Origin of the sequence: Croceitalea sp. MTPC5, assembly GCF_036985505.1 — a bacterium.
GTDB lineage: Bacteria > Bacteroidota > Bacteroidia > Flavobacteriales > Flavobacteriaceae > Croceitalea.
The window spans coordinates 770,418-792,271 of the sequence record NZ_BTGQ01000002.1 but is presented as its reverse complement, the minus strand read 5'-3'; the positions used below and the strand labels follow the sequence as shown (position 1 = coordinate 792,271).

At 41.2% G+C, this 21,854-nt stretch carries 14 protein-coding genes and 1 tRNA gene; 7 read left to right on the top strand and 8 right to left on the bottom strand.

The genetic code is table 11. The annotated features are described in order from the left end of the window. The first annotated feature begins 15 nt into the window (after positions 1-15). Both AACM45_RS08650 and AACM45_RS08645 read left to right on the top strand, forming a co-directional pair. Positions 16-3,768, top strand: coding sequence for a reprolysin-like metallopeptidase (locus tag AACM45_RS08650; protein ID WP_339142067.1), 3,753 nt, complete (start codon positions 16-18; stop codon positions 3,766-3,768). Continuing rightward, on the top strand, positions 3,765-4,448 hold the full coding sequence (locus AACM45_RS08645; RefSeq protein ID WP_339142066.1) for a hypothetical protein: 684 nt from the start codon (positions 3,765-3,767) through the stop codon (positions 4,446-4,448). The genes AACM45_RS08650 and AACM45_RS08645 overlap by 4 nt, the downstream gene beginning before the upstream one ends. 2 nt (positions 4,449-4,450) lie before the next feature. Here AACM45_RS08645 and pth read toward each other — a convergent pair whose 3' ends face one another. The 3 genes from pth to AACM45_RS08630 all read right to left on the bottom strand — a co-directional run bounded on the left by pth (position 4,451) and on the right by AACM45_RS08630 (position 6,832). Next, positions 4,451-5,080, bottom strand: coding sequence for an aminoacyl-tRNA hydrolase (gene pth, locus AACM45_RS08640; RefSeq protein ID WP_339142065.1), 630 nt, complete (start codon positions 5,078-5,080; stop codon positions 4,451-4,453). Between the two features lie 87 nt (positions 5,081-5,167). Beyond that, positions 5,168-5,806 (bottom strand): 50S ribosomal protein L25/general stress protein Ctc, encoded by a 639-nt coding sequence (locus tag AACM45_RS08635; RefSeq protein ID WP_339142064.1) that lies wholly within the window; start codon positions 5,804-5,806, stop codon positions 5,168-5,170. 84 nt (positions 5,807-5,890) lie between these two features. Beyond that, positions 5,891-6,832 carry a ribose-phosphate pyrophosphokinase gene (locus AACM45_RS08630; protein WP_339142063.1) on the bottom strand — a complete coding sequence of 314 codons (942 nt, stop codon included), beginning with the start codon at positions 6,830-6,832 and terminating at the stop codon, positions 5,891-5,893. A 143-nt stretch (positions 6,833-6,975) separates the two neighbouring features. Here AACM45_RS08630 and AACM45_RS08625 point away from each other — a divergent pair. The 5 genes from AACM45_RS08625 (at position 6,976) to AACM45_RS08605 (ending at position 17,312) form a co-directional block, all read left to right on the top strand. After that, a tRNA-Leu gene (locus AACM45_RS08625) sits at positions 6,976-7,057 on the top strand. Between the two features lie 167 nt (positions 7,058-7,224). Continuing rightward, entirely contained in the window at positions 7,225-11,955 is a 4,731-nt protein-coding gene (locus AACM45_RS08620) for a BspA family leucine-rich repeat surface protein (protein WP_339142062.1), read from the top strand. Next, complete coding sequence (locus AACM45_RS08615) at positions 11,952-12,674, top strand: hypothetical protein (protein ID WP_339142061.1); 723 nt, start codon at positions 11,952-11,954, stop codon at positions 12,672-12,674. Before AACM45_RS08620 ends, AACM45_RS08615 begins: the two co-directional genes overlap by 4 nt. Positions 12,675-12,918: 244 nt before the next feature. Then, the gene (gene dinB / locus AACM45_RS08610; RefSeq protein ID WP_339142059.1) at positions 12,919-14,133 is read left to right on the top strand and encodes a DNA polymerase IV; all 1,215 of its coding nucleotides are present in this window, start codon (positions 12,919-12,921) and stop codon (positions 14,131-14,133) included. Positions 14,134-14,321: 188 nt separating this feature from the next. Next, positions 14,322-17,312: a DNA polymerase III subunit alpha gene (locus tag AACM45_RS08605; protein WP_339142393.1), complete on the top strand. Its 2,991-nt coding sequence runs from the start codon at positions 14,322-14,324 to the stop codon at positions 17,310-17,312. 288 nt (positions 17,313-17,600) lie between these two features. Here AACM45_RS08605 and AACM45_RS08600 read toward each other — a convergent pair whose 3' ends face one another. The 5 genes from AACM45_RS08600 to rimM form a co-directional block, all read right to left on the bottom strand. Then, complete coding sequence (locus AACM45_RS08600; protein ID WP_339142058.1) at positions 17,601-18,875, bottom strand: aminotransferase class V-fold PLP-dependent enzyme; 1,275 nt, start codon at positions 18,873-18,875, stop codon at positions 17,601-17,603. 104 nt (positions 18,876-18,979) lie between these two features. Beyond that, positions 18,980-20,158, bottom strand: coding sequence for an acyl-CoA dehydrogenase family protein (locus AACM45_RS08595; protein WP_339142057.1), 1,179 nt, complete (start codon positions 20,156-20,158; stop codon positions 18,980-18,982). A gap of 55 nt (positions 20,159-20,213) precedes the next feature. Beyond that, positions 20,214-20,927 carry a tRNA1(Val) (adenine(37)-N6)-methyltransferase gene (locus tag AACM45_RS08590; protein WP_339142056.1) on the bottom strand — a complete coding sequence of 238 codons (714 nt, stop codon included), beginning with the start codon at positions 20,925-20,927 and terminating at the stop codon, positions 20,214-20,216. 11 nt (positions 20,928-20,938) lie between these two features. Further along, positions 20,939-21,307 (bottom strand): hypothetical protein, encoded by a 369-nt coding sequence (locus AACM45_RS08585; protein ID WP_339142055.1) that lies wholly within the window; start codon positions 21,305-21,307, stop codon positions 20,939-20,941. 13 nt (positions 21,308-21,320) lie between these two features. Further along, positions 21,321-21,848, bottom strand: a complete 528-nt coding sequence (gene rimM, locus AACM45_RS08580; RefSeq protein WP_339142054.1) for a ribosome maturation factor RimM — start codon at positions 21,846-21,848, stop codon at positions 21,321-21,323. Between the last annotated feature and the right edge of the window lie 6 nt (positions 21,849-21,854).

Below are 21,854 nucleotides of genomic sequence, written 5' to 3'. Positions count from 1 at the left end.
GCCCCCTTTTTTTGGATGAAAGCTAAATTACGTCTTGTTTTATCAATTACCATATTTTTTAGCTGGTTTTACGGATTCTCCCAAAAGGAATATTGGAAACCCCTTCTTTCGGCTTCACAATCCGCTTCCTATACAAGTTCAAAAAACCATCAACTCTTAAAGCTAGAATTTCAAGCTTTCAACTTGGCGCTTTTGGGTTCTATTGAAGATGAAAATACCCCTGTGTATTTACCCAAAGTGACAGGGGGTTTTGATGCTTTTTATATTGCGGAAACTCCTGTGCTTCATCCTGAACTATGTAAAAAATATCCTCAGATAAAGTCCTTTACGGGGTGGAACAAGGGACGTAGTGTAAAAGCCCGATTTAGTTTTTCACATAATGGGCTTCAGGTCATGCTCGTCGATTTGGCGACAGGAAAAACCTCGTTCATTGAAAAACAATCGCATACCGGTGATGTATACCAGGTTTTCAGGCAACGTACTTCAACTTCTAAGGTTGGTTTTGAGTGTAAAACCGAAGCCCTGGGTAATGCAAACCCTTCAAAAGTTTCCCAAAACCTTATCGATGACCAAACCTTACGAAAATTTAGAATCGCCGTTTCGGCTACGGGGGAGTACACGGATCATCATGGAGGGACGGTGGCAGATGCCTTGGCGGCCATTAATGCAACATTGACTCGCGTAAATGAGGTTTTCGAGACGGATTTAGGGGTTACCCTAGAGTTGATACCCAATAATGATCTACTCATTTTTACAGACGAAGAAACCGATCCGTACGGTTCAAACTTAAATGCCGAGGTGCAAAGTACGCTTACGTCAATAATCGGGGAAACGAATTATGATGTGGGGCACTTGTTTCATGATGATAACGATAATGGCAATGCAGGGTTTATAGGTTCTGTATGCTTTGACAATAGAAAGGGAAGTGCTTTCTCGTCTGCTTTGGAACCTGAAGGTGATCTGTTTGACTTAGATTATGTGGCGCATGAATTAGGGCATCAATTTGGGGCCAACCATACATGGTCTTTTGAGTCTGAAGGTACCGGGGTTCAGGCTGAACCTGCAAGTGGTACGACCATAATGGGTTATGCCGGTATCGTTGAGGGAAATAATGTAGCCCCCAACGGGGACGATTATTTTCACTATAACAGTATTGAACAGATTAGTGATTATTTACAAACGGTCTCCTGTGCCCAAACTTCGGCGCTCTTAAACACACCTCCCGTGCTAATTCCATTAGGGGATTTCACTATTCCAAAAGGTACGGCTTTCGTGCTTACCGGTAATGCTAGTGATGCCGATAATGGTGATATACTGACCTACAACTGGGAACAAATAGATGATGGTGTGGTGACTAGGGATACTTTTGGTCCGGACAATGCCACTGGAGCCAATTTTAGATCGTTGACGCCCACTACGAATCCTAGTAGGTACTTTCCTAGGCTTTCGAGGGTCGTAAGTGGGCAGTTGGTGGAAACGGAACCCGAAGTAAATGGCACTTGGGAGACGGTTTCAACTATTGAAAGGGAACTTAATTTTGCGTTAACGGTACGTGATAATGCTACTGGTGGGGGACAGGTAGTCTCAGATTTCGTCAAGGTTAATGTCAGTAATAATTCAGGGCCATTTGTAGTGACCTCACAAACTACCAATACGATATATGAAGCTGGGAGTATACAAGAAATTACTTGGGATGTTGCGAATACAAATACAGCTCCTATAAATGCCGCTGCGGTTGACATCTATTTGTCCACTAACGGAGGCGAAACGTTTCCATTTCTTATTGCCGACAACGTTCCAAATACCGGTTTTGCAAAAGTACAGTTGCCAGGTGAGGCTTCAAATACAGCTAGACTGATGGTGAAAGCCAGTGATAACATATTCTTTGCGGTCAATGCATCAGATTTTACGATTGAAGCTTCTGATTTCGTGCTCAATTTTAATGCATTGACCTATGCCATTTGTAAACCTGACGCATTGACCATACCCTTTATTTTTGAGACATATAACGGTTTTATGGGTACGGTTAGCTTTAGCGCCAATCTACCAGATGGATTGAGTGCCACGTTTTTGCCGAGTATGGCGAGTGTCAATGAAACCAATGTAGACTTAAGCATTAGCGATACTTCTAACTTGACTGTTGGCAGTTATCCGATTGAAGTAATCGCCACTTCATCAAGTGGTAGTGTTAGTACAATACTCGAACTAAATGTATACGATGCTGATTTTGAGGAATTGGCTTTGGTTTCACCTTCTAATGAGGCGGTTGGGACCAGTGTGAATCCAGAATTTTTATGGACGGGTGATGCCAATGCCACAAATTATGATATTGAAATTGCTACTGACGCTTCGTTTGCTGCGATTATTGAATCAGCGAATACCATATTCAACAGTTATCAAAGTTCAAACTTGATTTCTGAAACAACGTATTATTGGAGAGTGCGTCCAAATAATCAATGTGGAGAAGGTGCTTTTGGCCAAACCGCCACGTTTACAACAGCTGTGGTCACCTGCAAGGTGGTTGATAGTAATGGATTACCCTTAGAAATTAGTGCAGAAGATCCTTCTACAATTACTTCTACACTAAGTTTTGCAGAAGACTTAAAGGTTTTTGATATGAAGGTCAATTTAGAGCTATCACATACCTATTTGGAAGATTTGATCGTAAGCCTGACTTCACCATCGGGAACTACGGTAACCCTAATTTCAAAAACCTGTGGAAGTTCGAATAACCTGAATGCCGTTTTTGATGATAACGGAGTGCCCATAAGCTGTTCGGGAAATCCGGCGATTCAAGGCACGATTACTCCATTGGGTAGTCTGGCCTCATTTCAAGGGGAATCCATTCTAGGGGATTGGATTTTGACTATTGAAGATACGGCTGCCTCAGACGGGGGCGCCCTTGATGCTTTCTCGTTAGAAGTATGTGTGGAAGGTGTTTTCAGACCTGATGCCGATGAAGATGGGGTTTTTGATGATGGCGATGATTTATGTTTGGGTACACCGAAAGGAGTGCCTGTTGATACGTCGGGATGTGCTTTGAATGATTTGCCGGCCAACAGCTATACCCTCGAGATTCAAAGTGAAAGTTGTAGGCAAAGCAACGATGGTGCCATCATCATAGACGCAGTTGACACCTCGATTACCTATTCCGCAACTTTGGTTGGCAATGGTCTTGATTCCTCAATGGATTTTACAGGTTCCAATTCATTTGAAGGCCTAATGGCAGGGCAATATCAGTTATGCCTTTCAGGCACCGATGGAGTGCTTGATTATCGTGAAAATTGTTTTGAGCTTATTATTACGGAGCCTGAAGTGTTAATGGTTACGAGCACATTGTTGGCAGGATCGAATCAGGTTCTACTACAAATGGCCGGTGCCGATTTATACACTATTGACTTGGATGGAATTGTGATACAAACGGATGATAATGAGTTGTTGGTTGATTTAAAAGAGGGCCATAACAATTTAAAGGTTTATTCTTCTTTGCCATGTCAAGGCACTTATGAAGAGCGATTATTTGTTGGTGGCGATATCATGGTTTACCCTAACCCTATGATGGACTATATTTCGATTGAAACGAACAAAAATGAAAGTCGGATAGCTTTCGAATTGTTTACGATAAGCGGGCAGTTGGTCATTAATGAAGTCCATGAAAGCGTCAATAGCGGGTTTGACATAGATGTTTCTAGTCTATCTAAAGGAATTTACATTGCCGTGATCAACTTAAATGGGGAAAGTCAAACCTTTAAATTGATAAAACGATGACAAAGGCTTTTATGATATTTTTGGTTGTTTTATGTTTTTCATGTGGCAGTGATGATGGTCCCCCACCATCACCAGAAGGGGCACTTTTGGTTTTTCCACTTCAAGATTCCGAATGTACGACTGGTGTTGATGTCAACGCACAATTGAGCCAGGTAACTTTTGAATGGATGCCCGCAAACAATACCGATTTATATACATTGACAGTACTCAACCTAAATACCAACATACCCCAAGCGATAACTACGGCCGCAACTACCGCAAGTTTGTCATTGGAAAAAGGAGCTCCTTTCTCATGGTCGGTGCTATCGGTCAATTCAAATTCAGATGAAACGGCCACAAGTGAAAATTGGTTGTTTTACAACGCAGGGGCACAGGTGACCTATGCACCTTTTCCCGCTCAAATCATATCGCCAAAACCTGGGGCCACCATATCGGCGAACGATGTCAATGAAGTTGTTTTAAGATGGATGGGGGCCGATGTTGAAGATGATATTGAAACTTTTGAGCTCTATTTTTCTGAACAGAACCCTCCAGAAAGTTTATTGATGTCAACAGATGCCACAACCCAACAAGCTTCGGTCGTGCTCACTTCAGGAACCATTTATTACTGGAAAGTAATCACAACGGATAGCGAAGGGAATGTTTCAGATTCAGGTGTTTTCGATTTTAAAACACTTTAAACCTAGGTGCCGTTGAACTGGTTCATGGTGTTTTTTGTACCAGCGAACATAAACGAACGTATTAAAGCCGTTGATTTTTCTAACCTTTCGGGTAGTTTTGAGCTTTCTTCCCCATTCCATTCCCCCAGTACATAGTCTACCTGACGGCCTTTGCTAAAGTCGGCCCCAACACCAAATCGGAACCTATTGTAGGTAGCCGTCTGAAGCGTATTTTGAATATCCTTTAGCCCATTGTGGCCGCCATCGCTTCCCTTTCCTTTTAAGCGAATAGTTCCGAATGGCAGGTTGATATCATCGGTAATGACCAATACATTGTCTAAGGCAATGTTCTCTTTTTCCATCCAATAACGCACGGCCTTACCGCTTAAATTCATGAATGTTGATGGCTTTAGGCATAAGGCACTCTTTCCTTTGAACTTGAACGTAGTGATAGCACCTAATTTAGCATCTTCAAAGTGTAACCCTTCCTCTTCGGCGAGCCTGTCTAAAATTTTGAAACCTATGTTATGACGGGTGTTGTGGTATTTTTCACCAATATTGCCCAACCCAACGATCAAAAACTTTTTCATGATGTCTATTTCAGAAAGTATAGGTGTATTTGTACTCCATAAAGACTTTAACCAAGCAAACATTGTCAATTGATTTGGCCAAAAATACAAAAGCATCCGAAATCAAATTTTACAATTCGATCAGGGATGCTTTTAAATATTGGTTGCTAATTATTCAGCACTCTCAGGGGCATTTGCCTCAGCACCTTCAGCAGCTGGGGCATCATCACCTTCTTCCTCTTCGTCATCGTCATCAAGTACGGCATTTCTAGATGCTTTTACCTGAACAACTGCAGTACTGTCAGGGTGAAGTATATTGAAATCATCGTTCAATAAGGTTTCTACCGCAATCGTTCCGCCAATTTTTAGTTTAGAAATATCAACAGTGATAAAATCTGGAAGTAAAGCGGGCAGGGCTTTAATGGTAAGTTTTCGTTTTCTGAAAAGTAAACGACCACCATTTCGTACCCCTGGTGAGTTCCCCTCTAAACGAACGGGAATGTTCATGGTCACCGGTTTGTCTTCGAATAATTGATAAAAATCGATGTGCAGGATCTTATCGGTCACAGGGTGAAATTGGATGTCTTGCAATACGGCATCGAATTTTTCCCCATTCTCCAACTCAATTACCGCGGTATACGCGTTGGGGGTGTACACTAAATCTTTGAACGATAGTTCATCGGCTGAAAAGTGCAATGGTTTTTCCCCTCCGTATAGTACGCAAGGGACCTTTCCAGCATTACGTAAGGCTTTGGTCGAAACCTTGCCCACGCTTTCTCTTTGGGATCCTTTGATTGTAATTGACTTCATTATAAATATTAAAAATTAATAATTCACTTTTTGCTCGGTCTGGTGTGGCACTTTCATGGCCACGGTAGCTGAGCGTAGCCGAAGCTACATTAAAAATTTAGACGATATTGAGGTGTTGTGGTGCACCCTGTGCATCACATCGGCAAATAAATTCGCACAACTCAATACCTTTACCTTATCACTTTTGACCTCAATTGGAATGGAATCGGTAATGATCAATTCTTTCAATTGTGATTTTTCTATTTTTTCATAAGCGTTGCCTGACAATAATCCGTGTGTCGTTATTGCCCGTACGCTCAAGGCACCTCGTTCCATCATTAAATCTGCGGCCTTCGTGAGGGTTCCGGCAGTATCAACCATATCATCGACCAAAACGACGTTTTTGCCTGTTACCTCCCCGATAAGCTCCATATGCGAGATTACATTCGCTTTTGCACGTTGTTTGTAACAAATGACAACATCCGACTCCAAGGCTTTAGAGTAGGCATAGGCCCTTTTCGAACCACCCATATCCGGTGAGGCGACGCAAAGGTTATCAAGGCCTAGTTCTTTTAGATAGGGTAAGAACAGTGTGGAAGCAAACAGATGATCCACCGGCTTTTCGAAAAACCCTTGAATTTGGTCTGCGTGCAGATCCATCGTAATGATTCTTGTGGCACCAGCGGTTTCCAGCATTTTGGCAATCAATTTTGCCGCAATCGGCACCCTTGGCTTGTCTTTTCGGTCTTGCCTTGCCCAGCCAAAATAGGGCATTACTGCCGTAATATGTCTAGCAGAGGCCCTCTTGGCGGCATCTAGCATCAACAACATTTCCATTAAGTTTTCTGAACTGGGGTTGGTCGATCCTATAATAAAGATACGTGCGCCCCTAATGGATTCTTCAAAAGAAGGTTGAAACTCACCGTCGCTATATCGTGAAAAATGGATTTTGCCCAATTCGGCACCATAAGCATCCGCAATTTTCTTACCAAGGGCGGTGCTCTGGGTACACGCGAAAATCTTAGGTTCTGGAACTTGGTATGGCATTCTACTCTAGGCTTTTAAATCCGATTTTTTTTGCGAGGTGCAAATTTAAAAATTAATCTGGGTTGTTAAAGGATAATTCTGTGAATTTTAGTTTTCGAAATGAAATTATTTTTTAGCTTTGCAGTCCGTTTCAAAATTTGAATGCTCGAGTGGCGGAACTGGTAGACGCGCTGGATTCAAAATCCAGTTCTTTCGGGAGTGTGGGTTCGATTCCCACCTCGAGTACTAAAGGCCTTAACTTATGTTGGGGCTTTTTTATTTTATTGTAATCTTGGTCTTTTGGTAAAGTAAGATTTTTATCTTTAAGTTATGCCGTCAATATGTTCTGTTTATCGAACGTATTGTGATCTTAGTTAACATTTATGGTTATTTTAGGGGCATAAACTTTTTATATGATAAAAAAGTACCTTCCCCTAGCCTTCTTATTATCTTTTGCCAATGTTTTTTCGCAAGCTTTTATAACTACCTGGAAAACGGACAACCCAGGTATTTCTGAGGATAATCAGATTATAATTCCAACATTTACCGGAGAAACGTATGATTATACCGTTGATTGGGGTGATGGTAGTTCGGATTCCAATGTCAATGGAAATATTCTGCACACATATGCCGTTCCAGGAACGTATCAAGTTGCGATTACCGGAGAATTCCCACGTATTTATTTCAACAATGATTCAAATGGTGATAAAGATAAGATAATTGAAATTAATCAATGGGGTTCTATACAATGGACAAGAATGGCTGATGCCTTTCATGGTTGTACAAATTTAGATATTCTTGCAACAGATATTCCAGATTTATCAATGGTAACTTCCACTTTAGAGATGTTTAGTCGCTGTACCTCTTTAATTGGCAATTCATCAATTGGCGACTGGGATGTAAGTAATATTAAAGACATGAAAGCCATGTTCTATCGTGCTACAAATTTTAATCAACCTATCGGTACATGGGATGTAGGTAATGTTGAAGAAATGGAATTGATGTTCGGTAATGCCAGTTCTTTTAATCAGCCTTTAAACAATTGGAACATGAGTTCAGTTCGCACGCTATGGGGAATTTTTTCTGGTGCCAGTTCTTTTAATCAGCCGTTAGGTAATTGGAATATTGCTAATGTTAAATCAATAAATTCAATGTTTTTTGAGGCTTTTGCATTCAATCAAGATATAAGCAGTTGGGATGTTAGTGATGTAGTATCTATGGTGGGGACTTTCTATAGTTGTTCTGTTTTCAATCAAGATTTAGGTAATTGGAATGTTTCTAAGGTTGAAAGCATGGCTTCGATGTTCGAAAGAGCAAGTTCATTCAATCAAAACCTGAGTGGATGGAATGTCTCGGTCGTGACTACCATGGAAGATATGTTCAAGGATGCAGGATTGTCCCAAGCAAACTATGATAATTTACTTATTAGCTGGGCGAGTCTTTCCAACCTACAAAGTAATGTTCCGTTTAGTGCAGGAAATAGCACCTATTGTTCCGGAGAATCTTCAAGACTGCAATTAATCAATGAATATGGCTGGAACATAACGGACGCCGGAAAAAGTGATTGCCCATTTATAACCACCTGGAAAACGGATAATCCGGGAGTTTCGGAAGATGATCAAATCACTATTCCCATTATATCTGGAGATCAGATTACTATTGACTGGGGAGACGGTACCAACGATACCAATGTAAATGCAGGGATTACGCATACCTACAGCATACCTGGAACCTATCAGGTAAGTATAACAGGAAATTTGCAGGGTCTGAGTTTTAATGGCGCTGGAGATAATGAGAAAATCGTTTCCATTGATCAATGGGGGAGTATCGCATGGACTTCATTATTTGCTTCTTTTACTGGTTGCGTCAATTTGGACCTTGTTGCCATTGACATTCCTGATCTATCTAATGTGGATAATCTTACGGGTATGTTTGATGGCTGCACCTCGCTTGTAGGGAATGAGAGCATTGGCTTATGGCAAACCAGTACTATAACTGATACTTCCAGTATGTTTGAGGACTGTCCGTTATTCAACCAAGATATTTCAGATTGGGATATGGGTAATGTGGAACGAATGGTTGCCATGTTTGTAAGGGCGGAATCGTTCAATCAAGATATTGGAAAATGGGATGTTGGTAATGTTACGAACATGCTGGCCATGTTTGTTGATGCCAAAACTTTTAATCAAAGTCTAAATTCTTGGGATGTTTCGAAGGTAACGGACATGTTTTCCATGTTTCGAGGTGCTGAATCGTTTAATCAAGATTTGGACACTTGGAATACTTCAAATGTTACTAATATGTTTGGCATGTTCTTTCTGGCAAGTGATTTCAATGGAGATATCACCACTTGGGACGTGTCGTCGGTTACCAATATGTCCAATATGTTTACAGATGCAAGGGCCTTTAACCAAGATATTTCTGGTTGGAATGTGTCGAACGTGACAGAAATGGGATCTATGTTTGGTCTGGCCACATCTTTTAATCAAGATTTGAATACTTGGGATGTTTCCAATGTGACCAATATGGCCTTTATGTTTGAAAATGCGACAGATTTTAACGGGGATATCTCTTCATGGAATGTTTCGAACGTGATTGCCATGGGTAATATGTTCAATGGTGTTTCGGTATTTAATCAGGATATTTCGAGATGGAATGTCTCAAACGTAACGGATATGGCAGGTATGCTGGCCGGTGCCACCTTATTTGACCAAGACTTGGGAAGTTGGGATGTTTCCAATGTTACCGACATGACATCTATGTTGTTCGATGTCTCCTTGTCGACTGCCAACTATGATAGTCTATTGGAGGGCTGGGCCGGTTTGCCCAATCTTCAAAGTGGTATCGCTTTTGATGCTGGAAACAGTCACTACTGTGCTTCTGCCGAAGCACGACAATTGATTTTAGACACCTACAACTGGTCAATTTCTGATGGTGGACCCAATACCGAATGTTTTTTTATTACTACTTGGAAAACGGATAACCCCGGAGTCTCGGACGATAATCAAATCACTATTCCCACACTTCCTGGTGAGACCTATGACTATTTTGTGGATTGGGGTGATGGTAGTTCAGATTCTAACGTAACCGGAGAAATTACCCATACTTATACAACGGCAGGTACTTATCAAGTTTCTATTTCGGGGGATTTTCCTAGAATTTATTTTGAAGCGGAATTGGATGTCAATGACGAAGGTGAGCTATTAATTAATGGGTTAGATGACAATAACAAGATTCTAGACGTTCGTCAATGGGGCACCATTCAATGGTCCTCTTTTGAAAATGCTTTCCTAGGGTGTCAAAATTTAGATGTTTTAGCTCAGGATATTCCAGACTTACAGAGTACTGACAACATTCGAGGTATGTTTAGATATTGTTCTTCTTTGGTAGCAAATCCAAGTATGGGTAGTTGGGATTTAAGTTCTATTAGGCTAATTTCAAGTATGTTCCAAGGTGCCACCTTATTTAATCAAGATATTGGTGATTGGGATGTCTCCAATGTTATTTGGATGGATAGTTTATTCGCTGGGGCAGAAAATTTTAATCAGGATATAAGCGGTTGGAACTTAGCTAATGTTAGAAGTATTCAAGCGATGTTTCAAACTGCCACCTCGTTTAACCAAGATATTGGAGGTTGGGATGTCTCAAACGTAGAAATTATGACATCACTCTTTCAAAATGCATACTCATTTAATCAAGATATCGGAAATTGGGATATGGGTAATGTCGTTTTTATGTCCAATATGTTAAGCGATGCCATACTATTTAACCAAGATGTCGGAAACTGGAATGTATCTAATGTTGAGGATATGACAGCAGTATTTCAAGAAGCTACAGCCTTCAACCAAGATATTTCCAATTGGGATGTTTCCAATGTTCAGAATATGGGTTTTATGTTCAATGGAGCCTCTTCGTTTAATCAGGATGTTAGCAGCTGGGACGTCTCTAGTGTTGTGCATATGGATTTTATGTTTAATGGAGCACTATCTTTCAATCAGAATATTGGAAACTGGGATGTATCCAATGTGACGGAAATGCAATCTATGTTTCGAAGAGCAGATGTTTTTAATCAAAATTTGGGTAGTTGGAACATCGGGAATGTAACTGATATGTCAAACATGTTAACCGATGTTGGCTTGTCTTTAGGGAATTACGATGCCACACTTCAAGGATGGTCTTCTTTAGCCAGCTTACAAAACAATATAGTCTTTGATGCAGGGGATAGCCAATATTGCGAAGCTGCCGAAGCTAGGCAGTCCATCATAGACACCTACGGTTGGACGATTCTGGACGCGGGGGAGGCTCCTTTATGTAATGAGGACAATGATGCGGATGGTGTTCTGGACCACAAGGATACCTGTCTGGATTCAGCTCCTGGGGCTACTGTCAATGAGAATGGGTGCGATATTATAGCAAATGATGCTATTCAGGTTTTGGCATTGACCCCCAGCTGTGTGGATAGCTCCGATGGTTCCATAAAGATAAGCATGAACTCTTCAGGATACCTACTTGATATTTCATTTGAAGGGGAGGGAACTACCGATCAATTTGATGATGTACCTTCTGAAACTGAATTTGAAATTAATGATTTGCCAGTTGGGTCGTATACCGTTACCATATCGATTCCCGAGATTTTGTTTGATCGCACCTTTGGGGTAATGGTAAACACATTGGAATCGGTTAGCGGAAAAAGGGAATTTTTGGATACAAAGGCCAGAACGGTTTCGTATACTGTCTCAGGAAGCAAAGACTATAAGGTGTCCATCAATGGAGAAACCCAAAACTTCCGATTTGAAGATAGTGGGGAACAAATCATATTTCTTGAAAAGTTGGATGGCGAAACCGAAATCATTATTTCAGGAGAGAATGATTGTCAAGGTAAAATAGAGGACAGCTTCTTTGTGGATGATTCCATTTCTGTTTTCCCCACGATAACATCGGATTATTTTAGTGTATTAAGCGCCTCAAAAAATGTAGAACTTGTTATCTATGGGTTGGAGGGTAGGATGGTAAGACCCTTGAGGCCCCTGGAATTTTCCAATCAAAAAGCAAATGTCGATATAAGCACTTTGCCATTGGGTTTGTACTTGGTCAATTTAGTGGAAGGCGAGAATGTAAAAACCGTTAAAATCATTAAGCGATGAAAAAGTTTCTCAAAATAGAAGTTCCTGTATTGATTTTTTTGATATCAATGTTGTTCGTTTCTTGTAGTGATGGAGGAGATGGTGACGGTAATGAAGGCCCAGAAGAGCCTCCGATTCAAAATGAAACACCTCCAGCTAAAGCTATTGGTACGTTACCTGCTAATGGAGAGCCCTGTTCCGATTACGAGGAGGTGGCTAGTGATGATTCCAAAGTATCGGTTCTGTTTACTTGGAATGCCGCCCAGTTTGCCGATAGTTATGTATTGGCCGTTTTAGAGGGAAACAATCAGGTTTTCAATAATTCGTTTAGCAGCTTAACCGCTAATGTGGAATTGGATAGGGGCAAGACTTACTCTTGGTCAGTGACATCCGTAAATGAAGATGGCCAGACCGCAGGGGACAGTTATTCGTTTACTACCCCAGGTACACCCATAGGGAATTTTGCTCCATATACGGCTGAGATTATGGTTGTGTTTGATGAAGTAACGTCGGAGATGGCCGTTTCTTGGGTGGGTAGTGATGAAGACGGTGATTCTTTGACCTATGATGTAAGGGTCTTCGAAGAGGGGGAATCGATTTTTGAATCACTTGATTTGACCTCAACTGAAATAGCCCCGATATCTTTTACATTAAGTACCGATTATGGGATTGAGGTGATTTCAAAAGATGACTCGGGAAATTTTTCAATATCGAGACTAGAAGTGTCTTCGCCAGACTAGTACCTAATACTAAAATCAAAAATTTATTTTTTTAATTGATACCGTTCTTTCTTAAGTGCCAAAAAAACCTAAGAGTAGTATTTGGATTTTTTAGTTATAAATTATGGAAATAATCCAAATAATAGGAAATAATCCATAAATTAGCTATCCTTTTTAGTGAAATTCTGTTTTGCCAAGTTGACGAAGGCAGAACAGTCGATTGAACTAACCCTGAACGAAGTGTCAGGGTCTTATTCAGATAGCTATGAACAAGACCATCTTACATCTTGACCTCGACACCTTTTTTGTTTCCGTAGAGCGGCGTATCAATCCCGAATTACAGGGCAAACCCTTATTGGTCGGAGGCATTACCGATCGTGGTGTTGTGGCTGCCTGTAGTTATGAGACCCGTGATTATGGAATCCATTCAGGTATGCCCATGAAAATGGCCAAGGAACTTTGTCCTGAGGCAAAGGTCATTAAGGGTAATGCAGGTACGTATAGTAAAGTTTCCGATGAGGTTACCGAGATCATTAAAGAGGCGGTGCCCTTATTTGAAAAGTCCAGTATTGATGAGTTTTATGCCGATTTATCGGGAATGGACAAATTCTTTGGTTCTTATAAATATGCAACTGAGCTACGGCAAAAAATCATCAAAGAAACCGGAATGCCAATTTCATTCGGACTTTCAGTAAATAAAGTCGTTTCAAAAGTGGCGACCAACGAGGCCAAACCAAATAATCAACTCAAAATTGATTTTGGTTTGGAGAAGCCTTTCTTGGCACCACTCTCGGTCAAAAAGATACCTATGGTGGGTGATAAAACGTACCAAACACTTAGAAATTTGGGTATTCGACAAGTAAAGACGATTCAAGAAATGCCCATGGATATTATGCAGCGGGTGTTGGGGGCAAATGGTCGAGTCATCTGGAAAAGGGCCAACGGAATGGACAATACACCTGTCATTCCCTTTCATGAGCGTAAGTCTATCTCAAATGAACGCACTTTTGATCGCGACACCATCGATGTGGTAAAGCTTAAGGGAATCATTGTGGCCATGGCTGAGAATTTAGCCTACCAACTACGTCGCGGAGCGAAACTTACGGCCTGTATTGCGGTAAAAATCCGATACTCTGATTTTAACACTTATACCAAACAAAAGCGTATTCCCTATACCAGTGCCGATCATATCCTTATTCCGAAAATTATGGAACTGTTCGATTCAGTGTACAACAAGCGAATGTTGGTGCGTCTGGTGGGCATTCGATTCACTCATCTGGTTTCTGGTAATTACCAGATCAATTTGTTTGATGACACTGAAGAAGCGTTACGGTTATATCAGGCGATGGACAAGGTGCGTAACCGATTCGGTGATCGAGCCGTGATCCGTGCCTCGGCAATGGGAGCAAGAACGATAGGTAGAATGCAAAATCCTTTTAATGGACAACCGCCTATAGTATTGGCGCATCGAAAACAATAGGCCCCCTAACCCCCAAAGGGGGAACGAAATATGAAACATGGAAAAGCCTCAAAATTATTAGCCAAAGTATATAGTGCAGGGCATGAAGTCTAAACGTTTATATTAAATCAAACCAAAAACATAAAGCATCGAACACCGGGCATCGAGCAATTTTGAGCTTGAACTTGAACTTGAACTTGAACTTGAATTTGTATTTGAATTGTCATACATATTATAGTCTTCGCTTCGGAACGTTCTCTGAGCATGACCTCTTGCGGTTGGCTCATGAAAATCGCATAAAGCAATTGGTGCTGACCGATATCAACAATACCTCTGCCTGTTTGAATTTTGTGCGTGAAGCCCCTAAATATGATATCAAACCCATTTTAGGTATTGATTTAAGAAATGGGGTTGACCCCTGCTTTGTAGGAATCGCTAAAAATAATTCAGGTTATCAAGAGCTAAACGGGTTTTTATCGCACCACCTTCATAATGGTATTGAAATTTCTCGACAAGCACCGAAGTTTAAAGATGTTTTTGTGGTCTATCCCTTTGAAAAAGTACTTCTGAATGAAAAGGATGAATTTTTTGATCATGAGTATATCGGTATTTCCATCAAGGATTTGCGTAGACTTCCTTTTTCCCGATTAAAAGACTTTCGCGATAAATTGGTAGTACAGCAACCGGTGACCTTTAGAAACAAGCGTGATTTTAATGCGCACCGACTACTAAGGGCTATTGACAATAATGTTTTATTGAGCAAGTTGAATGAAGCCGAGACGGCAAAAGAAGAAGAAAAAATGTATAGTTTTGAAGATCTCACCAAGGCTTTTTCAGAATACCCCCATATTCTGGAAAATACGGAGAAACTACTTGCTCAATGTTCCATACGATTTGATTTTTCAAAAGAGCGCAAAGCCCAAAACTTAAACTATTACACGGGCAACAAGAAAGAAGATGAGGCACTCTTAAAAAGACTATGTGTTGAAGGATTGCCCAAACGGTATGGAAGAAAAATCTCTTGGGCTATAAAAAGACGATTCATAAAAGAAATGGATCTTATAAAACAGAAAGGTTTCGTATCTTATTTTTTAATTAATTGGGACATCGTATCCTATGCAAAAAGCCGGGGTTTCTATTACGTGGGGCGTGGTAGTGGGGCCAATAGCATTATAGCCTATCTATTATACATCACTGATGTAGATCCCATTCACCTTGATCTTTATTTTGAACGCTTTATCAATCTATACCGTGCCAATCCGCCCGATTTTGATATTGATTTCTCATGGCGCGACCGTGAAGAAATGACACGGTACATCTTTGATCGTTTTGATCATGTTGCCCTTGTAGGCACCTATGTAACCTTTAAATATAAAGGGGTGGTGCGTGAATTGGGTAAAGTATTCGGACTGCCCAAAGATGAGATAGATGCCTTGGGCAATGGTGGCCTTGCTTCTTCTAAAGTGGATAGTATGGCCAAGCTAGTACTCAAATATGGGCGATTGATAGAAGGCTTTCCGAACTACGTGAGCGTGCACGCAAGTGGAATACTTATCAGTGAGAAGCCTTTGCAATGCTTTTCGGCAACCTTCATGCCGCCCAAAGGTTTTGCCACGGCACATTTTGATATGGTCATTGCCGAAGATGTAGGGCTTTTCAAGTTCGATATTTTAGCACAACGGGGATTGGGAAAAATAAAGGATACCATAGCCATTGTGAAGCAAAATCAACCCGAAAAAGCAAATTTTGACATTCACGATGTTTCTGAATTTTATAAAGATTCCGTCATCAATAATCTGATAAAAACCGCACAATGCATGGGTTGCTTTTATGTAGAATCACCGGCCATGCGCATGCTGCTCAAAAAGTTGGAGGTGGATAACTATTTAGGCTTGGTCGCCGCTAGTTCCATTATTCGGCCAGGGGTTGCTAAAAGCGGTATGATGCGGGAGTATATTTTGAGGCATCGAAATCCAGGCAGGGCAAAAGAAAAGGCACACCCTGTAATGTTAGACATTATGCCTGAAACCTATGGGGTAATGGTCTATCAAGAAGATGTCATCAAGGTGGCGCATTATTTTGCCGATCTGACCCTTGGCGAGGCCGACGTATTGCGACGCGGAATGAGTGGTAAGTTCCGTTCACGTGAAGAATTTGAAAAAGCGAAAGGTAAATTCCGTAATAATTGTTTGAAAAAGGGCATTCCTCAAAAAACAGTTGATGAGGTATGGGAGCAGGTGGCAAGTTTTGCAGGCTATGCTTTTGCCAAAGGACATTCGGCTTCATATGCCGTTGAAAGTTATCAAAGCCTCTTCTTAAGGGCCTACTTTCCCTTAGAATATATGGTAGCGGTACTGAACAATGGAGGTGGCTTTTACCATCCTGAATTTTATGTGCATGATGCCCGAATGTTGGGGGCGACCGTTCATTCACCCTGTATCAATCAAAGTCATAGGTTAAACGTCATTTATGGGAAACATATTTTTTTGGGGATGTTGTACCTACGTGATCTCGAAGATCGTGTGATGGAGCGTATCCTCAAAGAGCGACAAACGAATGGAAAGTTTACCTCTCTAGAAAATTTTATGGACCGAACCATCATTTCAATAGAGCAAATCAGTATTTTGATTCGTATCGATGCCTTTCGTTTTACAGGGGTCAATAAACACGAATTACTCTGGAAGGCCCATCTGATATTAGGAAAAGCCAAGCGTGTCGATCACCCAAAATTATTTCCCCCCAAGCATCACAAGTTTAAAATCCCTAAGTTGGATACGACGCTACTTGAAACTGCTTTTGAACAGTGGGAACTATTGGGTTTTCCACTTTGTAATCCTTTCGAACTATTGCAAGAACGTGCGAAAAGTAAAAATGGTCAGCGAGATTTAGAGCGTTACCTTAACAAACGCATTGATATTTATGGTTATCTCATTACGGTTAAAAATACGAATACCCACAAAGGGCATCGAATGCATTTTGCAACTTTATTAGACCAATACGGTGAAGTATTTGATACGGTATTGTTTCCCCCTGTAGCCGCAAAATATAAATTCAAGGGAAAAGGTATCTATCGTTTTTACGGCAAGGTCGTGAGTGAATTTGGCTTTTTGAGTATTGAGGTTTCTAAAATGCGAAAAGAAGCATACGTACAAGACCCAAGATATGCCGAAATGAAAACCAGTAGAAAAGTAATCAAATAAAAAGATTTTGCTGAAGGGCGAACAGGTTTAAAAGGCGAACAGGTTTAAAATAGGATTTTTACTAACTAAAAAAGGTCTTGCTTTTACACAAGACCCTTTTACGAGAACACTATATGAAAATGAAAAAATTTACTTTCTGAATTATTACATAGTAAATGTAGGCCTGATTGGTCATGTCGCGAAAGAAATGATGTGAAGTCCTTAAATTATGTGGTGAAGCTAAAGAACTATGTAATCAAGCACAAATGATCGCTTATTGTCGGTAGTTGGGGTGCTATGGAATCTTTATCATGCGGCCAATGCATTTAATGCTTTGACCAAATAGTCAATATCTTTTTTGGTAATATGAATGGCAAACGATAGACGCAGTGCGTTTAAATTGTGGCTTGTCATAGGCCTACAGTCAATACCATAGTCTTCCCAAAGTTTTTGTTTTACGTTCTTGACGTCTTTGCCTTTGACCTCTACCACTTGAATCGCCGCTGAAAGTGCATCTAGGGCCGGACTCTTAATGATCAGCTTTGGATTGCCCGCAAGTTTAGAGCGAAAGTATGCTTTCAATTCGAAAGATCGTCGATGAATTCGCGATGCCCCTATAGTGTTGTGAAAGTCAATAGCCGCACCAAGGCCTAAAACTTCGGGGAGGTTACGGGTATTGTAATTTTCTAAGCGGCGTATGCTTTTATCGGTATGCCCACGGGCGACCATCAAGGGTTTTAGATAGTGTTGACTTTCTTTTCTTGCATAGAAAACACCAACACCTTTAGGGGAAAATAACCATTTGTGCGAACTGGCCGTATAAAAATCACATCCAAGCTCTTTAAGGTTTATGGTGAACATTCCAGCAGTTTGCGCCCCATCAACAGCTACCAAGATTCCTTTTTCATGGGCCATTTTAGAAACCTCTTGTACGGGTAAGATCATGCCATTGGTATTCACCATATGGCACATTGAAATAATTTTTGTTTTGGGGGTTATGGCATTTTCATATATCGTCGCAAGTTCGGCAACACTTTTGGGTCGTATGGGCAACTCTGGTCGCACCAATTTTATTCCTTTCTTCTCTTGCCATACTTCCCAGGGAATTCTACCGCTGGCATGTTCGTGATCGGCCAGAATGACTTCATCGCCCGGTTGCAGGTCAAAGCTTCGCGCAATAAGGTTCATTCCCTCAGTGGTATTGTGGATAAGTGCGATTTCCTCCGTGGTCACCGAGAATAGATTGGCCGTTTTTTCCCGCACCCGTTCTTTTTCTTCTTCCCATGCGCCCCACATATATTTCGATGGGAAACCATCCAAGGTAGATCTAAAGTGGTTTGTTGCTTGTTGAATATGAGTTGAAGAGGCCCCTAAAGAGGCATTGTTGAAATAATGCAACCCTTCTGCTAGGTTGAACTGTGATTTCACCAAATGCCAATACTCCTCCGTTTCGTTATCAGTAGCATTCAATCCAATAGTTTGCCAATGGTCGTTCAACGTAGTACTGAATACAGGTAATGTCATGGAACCAACAGCCCCCTGACCCAAGCGTTTCAAAAAACTTCTTCTGGCAGTATCGGTCATAGGTTATTGATTTATAGGGATGGAAATCCTTCTAAAAATACAAGGGAAAAATATAATTCCAATAAAAATGAAAGCTTGATTGCGCAAAATGGGAATACCCAATCCTATTTAAAAGCAGGATGTCCCGTAATATCCGCTCCTGTAATCAATAAGTGGATATCATGGGTGCCTTCATAGGTGATCACACTTTCCAAATTCATCATATGGCGCATTATGCTGTATTCACCCGTGATGCCCATTCCACCCAAAACTTGACGTGCCTCACGGGCAATTTTAATCGCCATTTCAACATTGTTGCGTTTTGCCATGGATATCTGTGCCGTTGTCGCCCGCCCCTCATTTTTTAATTGTCCTAAACGGAAGGCCAGTAGCTGGGCTTTGGTGATTTCAGTGATCATTTCAGCGAGTTTCTTTTGCTGTAATTGGGTAGCGGCGATGGGTTTGCCAAATTGAATACGTTCTTTGGCATAGCGCAAAGCAGTGTCATAACAATCCATGGCGGCCCCAATAGCTCCCCATGCGATTCCATAACGGGCAGAGTCCAAACAACCCAAGGGGGCCCCAAGACCTGTCTTGTTGGGCAATAAATTCTCTTTGGGCACCTTAACATTGTCAAAAATGAGTTCTCCCGTAGCTGAAGCTCGCAATGACCATTTGTTATGGGTTTCAGGCGTAGAGAAGCCTTCCATGTCACGTTCAACGATTAACCCATGAATGCGACCTTCTTCATTTTTTGCCCACACTACGGCGATATCGGCAAAAGGGGAGTTCGATATCCAAAGCTTGGCACCGTTCAACAGGTAATGGCCCCCCATGTCTTTGTATTTGGTTTCCATACCACTGGGATTGGAACCATGGTTCGGTTCAGTAAGGCCGAAACAGCCCATCCATTCCCCTGTTGCTAGTTTGGGCAAGTACTTTTTCCTTTGTGCTTCGGTACCATAAGTGAAAATAGGATACATGACCAAAGACGACTGCACCGAGGCAGTGGAGCGAACCCCACTATCACCACGTTCGATTTCTTGCATGATCAATCCATAGCTTATCTGGTCTAATCCGGCCCCACCATATTCCTCAGGAATATAAGGACCGAAAGCCCCGATTTCCGCGAGCCCTCCAATAATCTGTTTGGGGAATTCCGCTTTCTGGGCATATTCTTCAATAATAGGCGAAATATCACGCTTTACCCATTGTCGGGCGGCATCTCGAACTAATTCGTGTTCTTCAGAAAGAAGGTCATCAAGGTTGTAATAGTCAGGAGCTTCAAATAAGTCGGGTTTCATGCACTGAAATTTTTATAAAGGTACTAAGCAAAACTAACATTTTGTATGGTGATCGTTACATTTTTAAGTAGAAGACTTGGGTTAATTCTTGATACTCTGGCGTGTATTCATGACGACCAATTTCAATCACCAATTCTTCCATTTTCAGCTCTTGTGCCGTGAATGAAAATTGTAGTAGACTGCGTTTTGTTGCCGAAGTCGGGTTACCCTTTACCCGCATGATTTTTTTGGGTAACAAATCGAATTGACCAGCGAGGCGTATGATATTTTCTTCTTCTTTATGGGGGATGATCAGGGCGAACTCACCTTGGTCCGATAGAAGTTTTGCGACTGATGAGATCAATTCTTCAAAGGGCAAGGAATGCTCTTGTCGAGCCATTGCTCGTGTGCCACTAACGCAGCCGAAGTCTTCGGTGTAAAATGGGGGATTAGAGACAATTAAATCGTAGGTATCATCGAGTTCCTCAACATACTCTTGCAGACTGGCATGGTAACAAAACAATCGGTCACTCCAGTCAGAAGCTTCAAAATTGCCGACACATTGCTCGTAGGCATTTTCATCCAACTCTATAGCGTCAATAGTTTGTGCCGCGGAACGTTGGGCCAATTGAAGGGCAATCAAACCTGTTCCCGAGCCAATATCAAGAATAGAGTGTGGATTATTTTCCAAAGAAGTCCAAGCGCCCAAAAGCACCCCATCCGTACCGACTTTCATGGCACAGCGGTCTTGATGGATTGTAAATTGTTTGAATTTGAATGGTTCAGACATATCACCAAGAATCAATAAGGTGCATTCTTTTCTACAAGCTGAAACAGCCAAATGATGTCGTCAGCAAGAATTTGGGACGCGTCAGAAAACTTAATTCGTTTCGCATGTTTACCGCTTCCGCTGAATTTTAATCTTTCATGTGAAATGGAATCGATATGGTGCACATATAGCATACATGATCCATCTTTGCTTTGCTGAATACCACATAACACATTATTTTTTCCACCTCTACTATAAAGGGCCAATTTGACTTTTGCCCCTCCTGAGATAGTTTCTTCGATATCAGAAAATGATGAAAACAGCAAATCCCTCAGAATCAAGCCGATTTTTAATGCTTCTGAATCAGGTGTGAACAGTGTGAAAAAATCGTTGTTGTCCATGATATCCTTTTTTCTAACCCAAATATAGGTCAACCAGTCCGTCAGGAGTGTTTACATGTACGGTTTTCACATCCCTATCTACCTTAGTGACAATATCATCTGTAACAGGAATTAATAACTCCTTATCCCCATTTTTGACTTCAAAGAGTACTTGAGAAGCAGAATCGTTAACCGCTTCAATGATACCAATATCACCATGGATTTGGTCTTGTACCGTAAAGCCAATGACCTCGTGAAAATAAAACTTGTTTCCGGTTAGGGGCGGGAGCATGTTTAGGGGAAGATATAGTTGGGCACCTAGTATTCGGTTGGCGGCTGCTTCATCTTTGACTTCCTGAAAATCAATTCGCAATAAGTTGGACTTGTGCAATCGACACCTATCAATAAAAAATGGAACCAGATTGTTTCCTATTGAAACAAAAACTGATTCCATTTTTTCGTAAATCTCAGGTTGGTCCGTATCTAATTTTACTAAAACCTCTCCTTTGAAACTATATTTTGAAACGATTTTGCCGAGGTAGAAACAATCTTCCCTGCGCATCGTAAA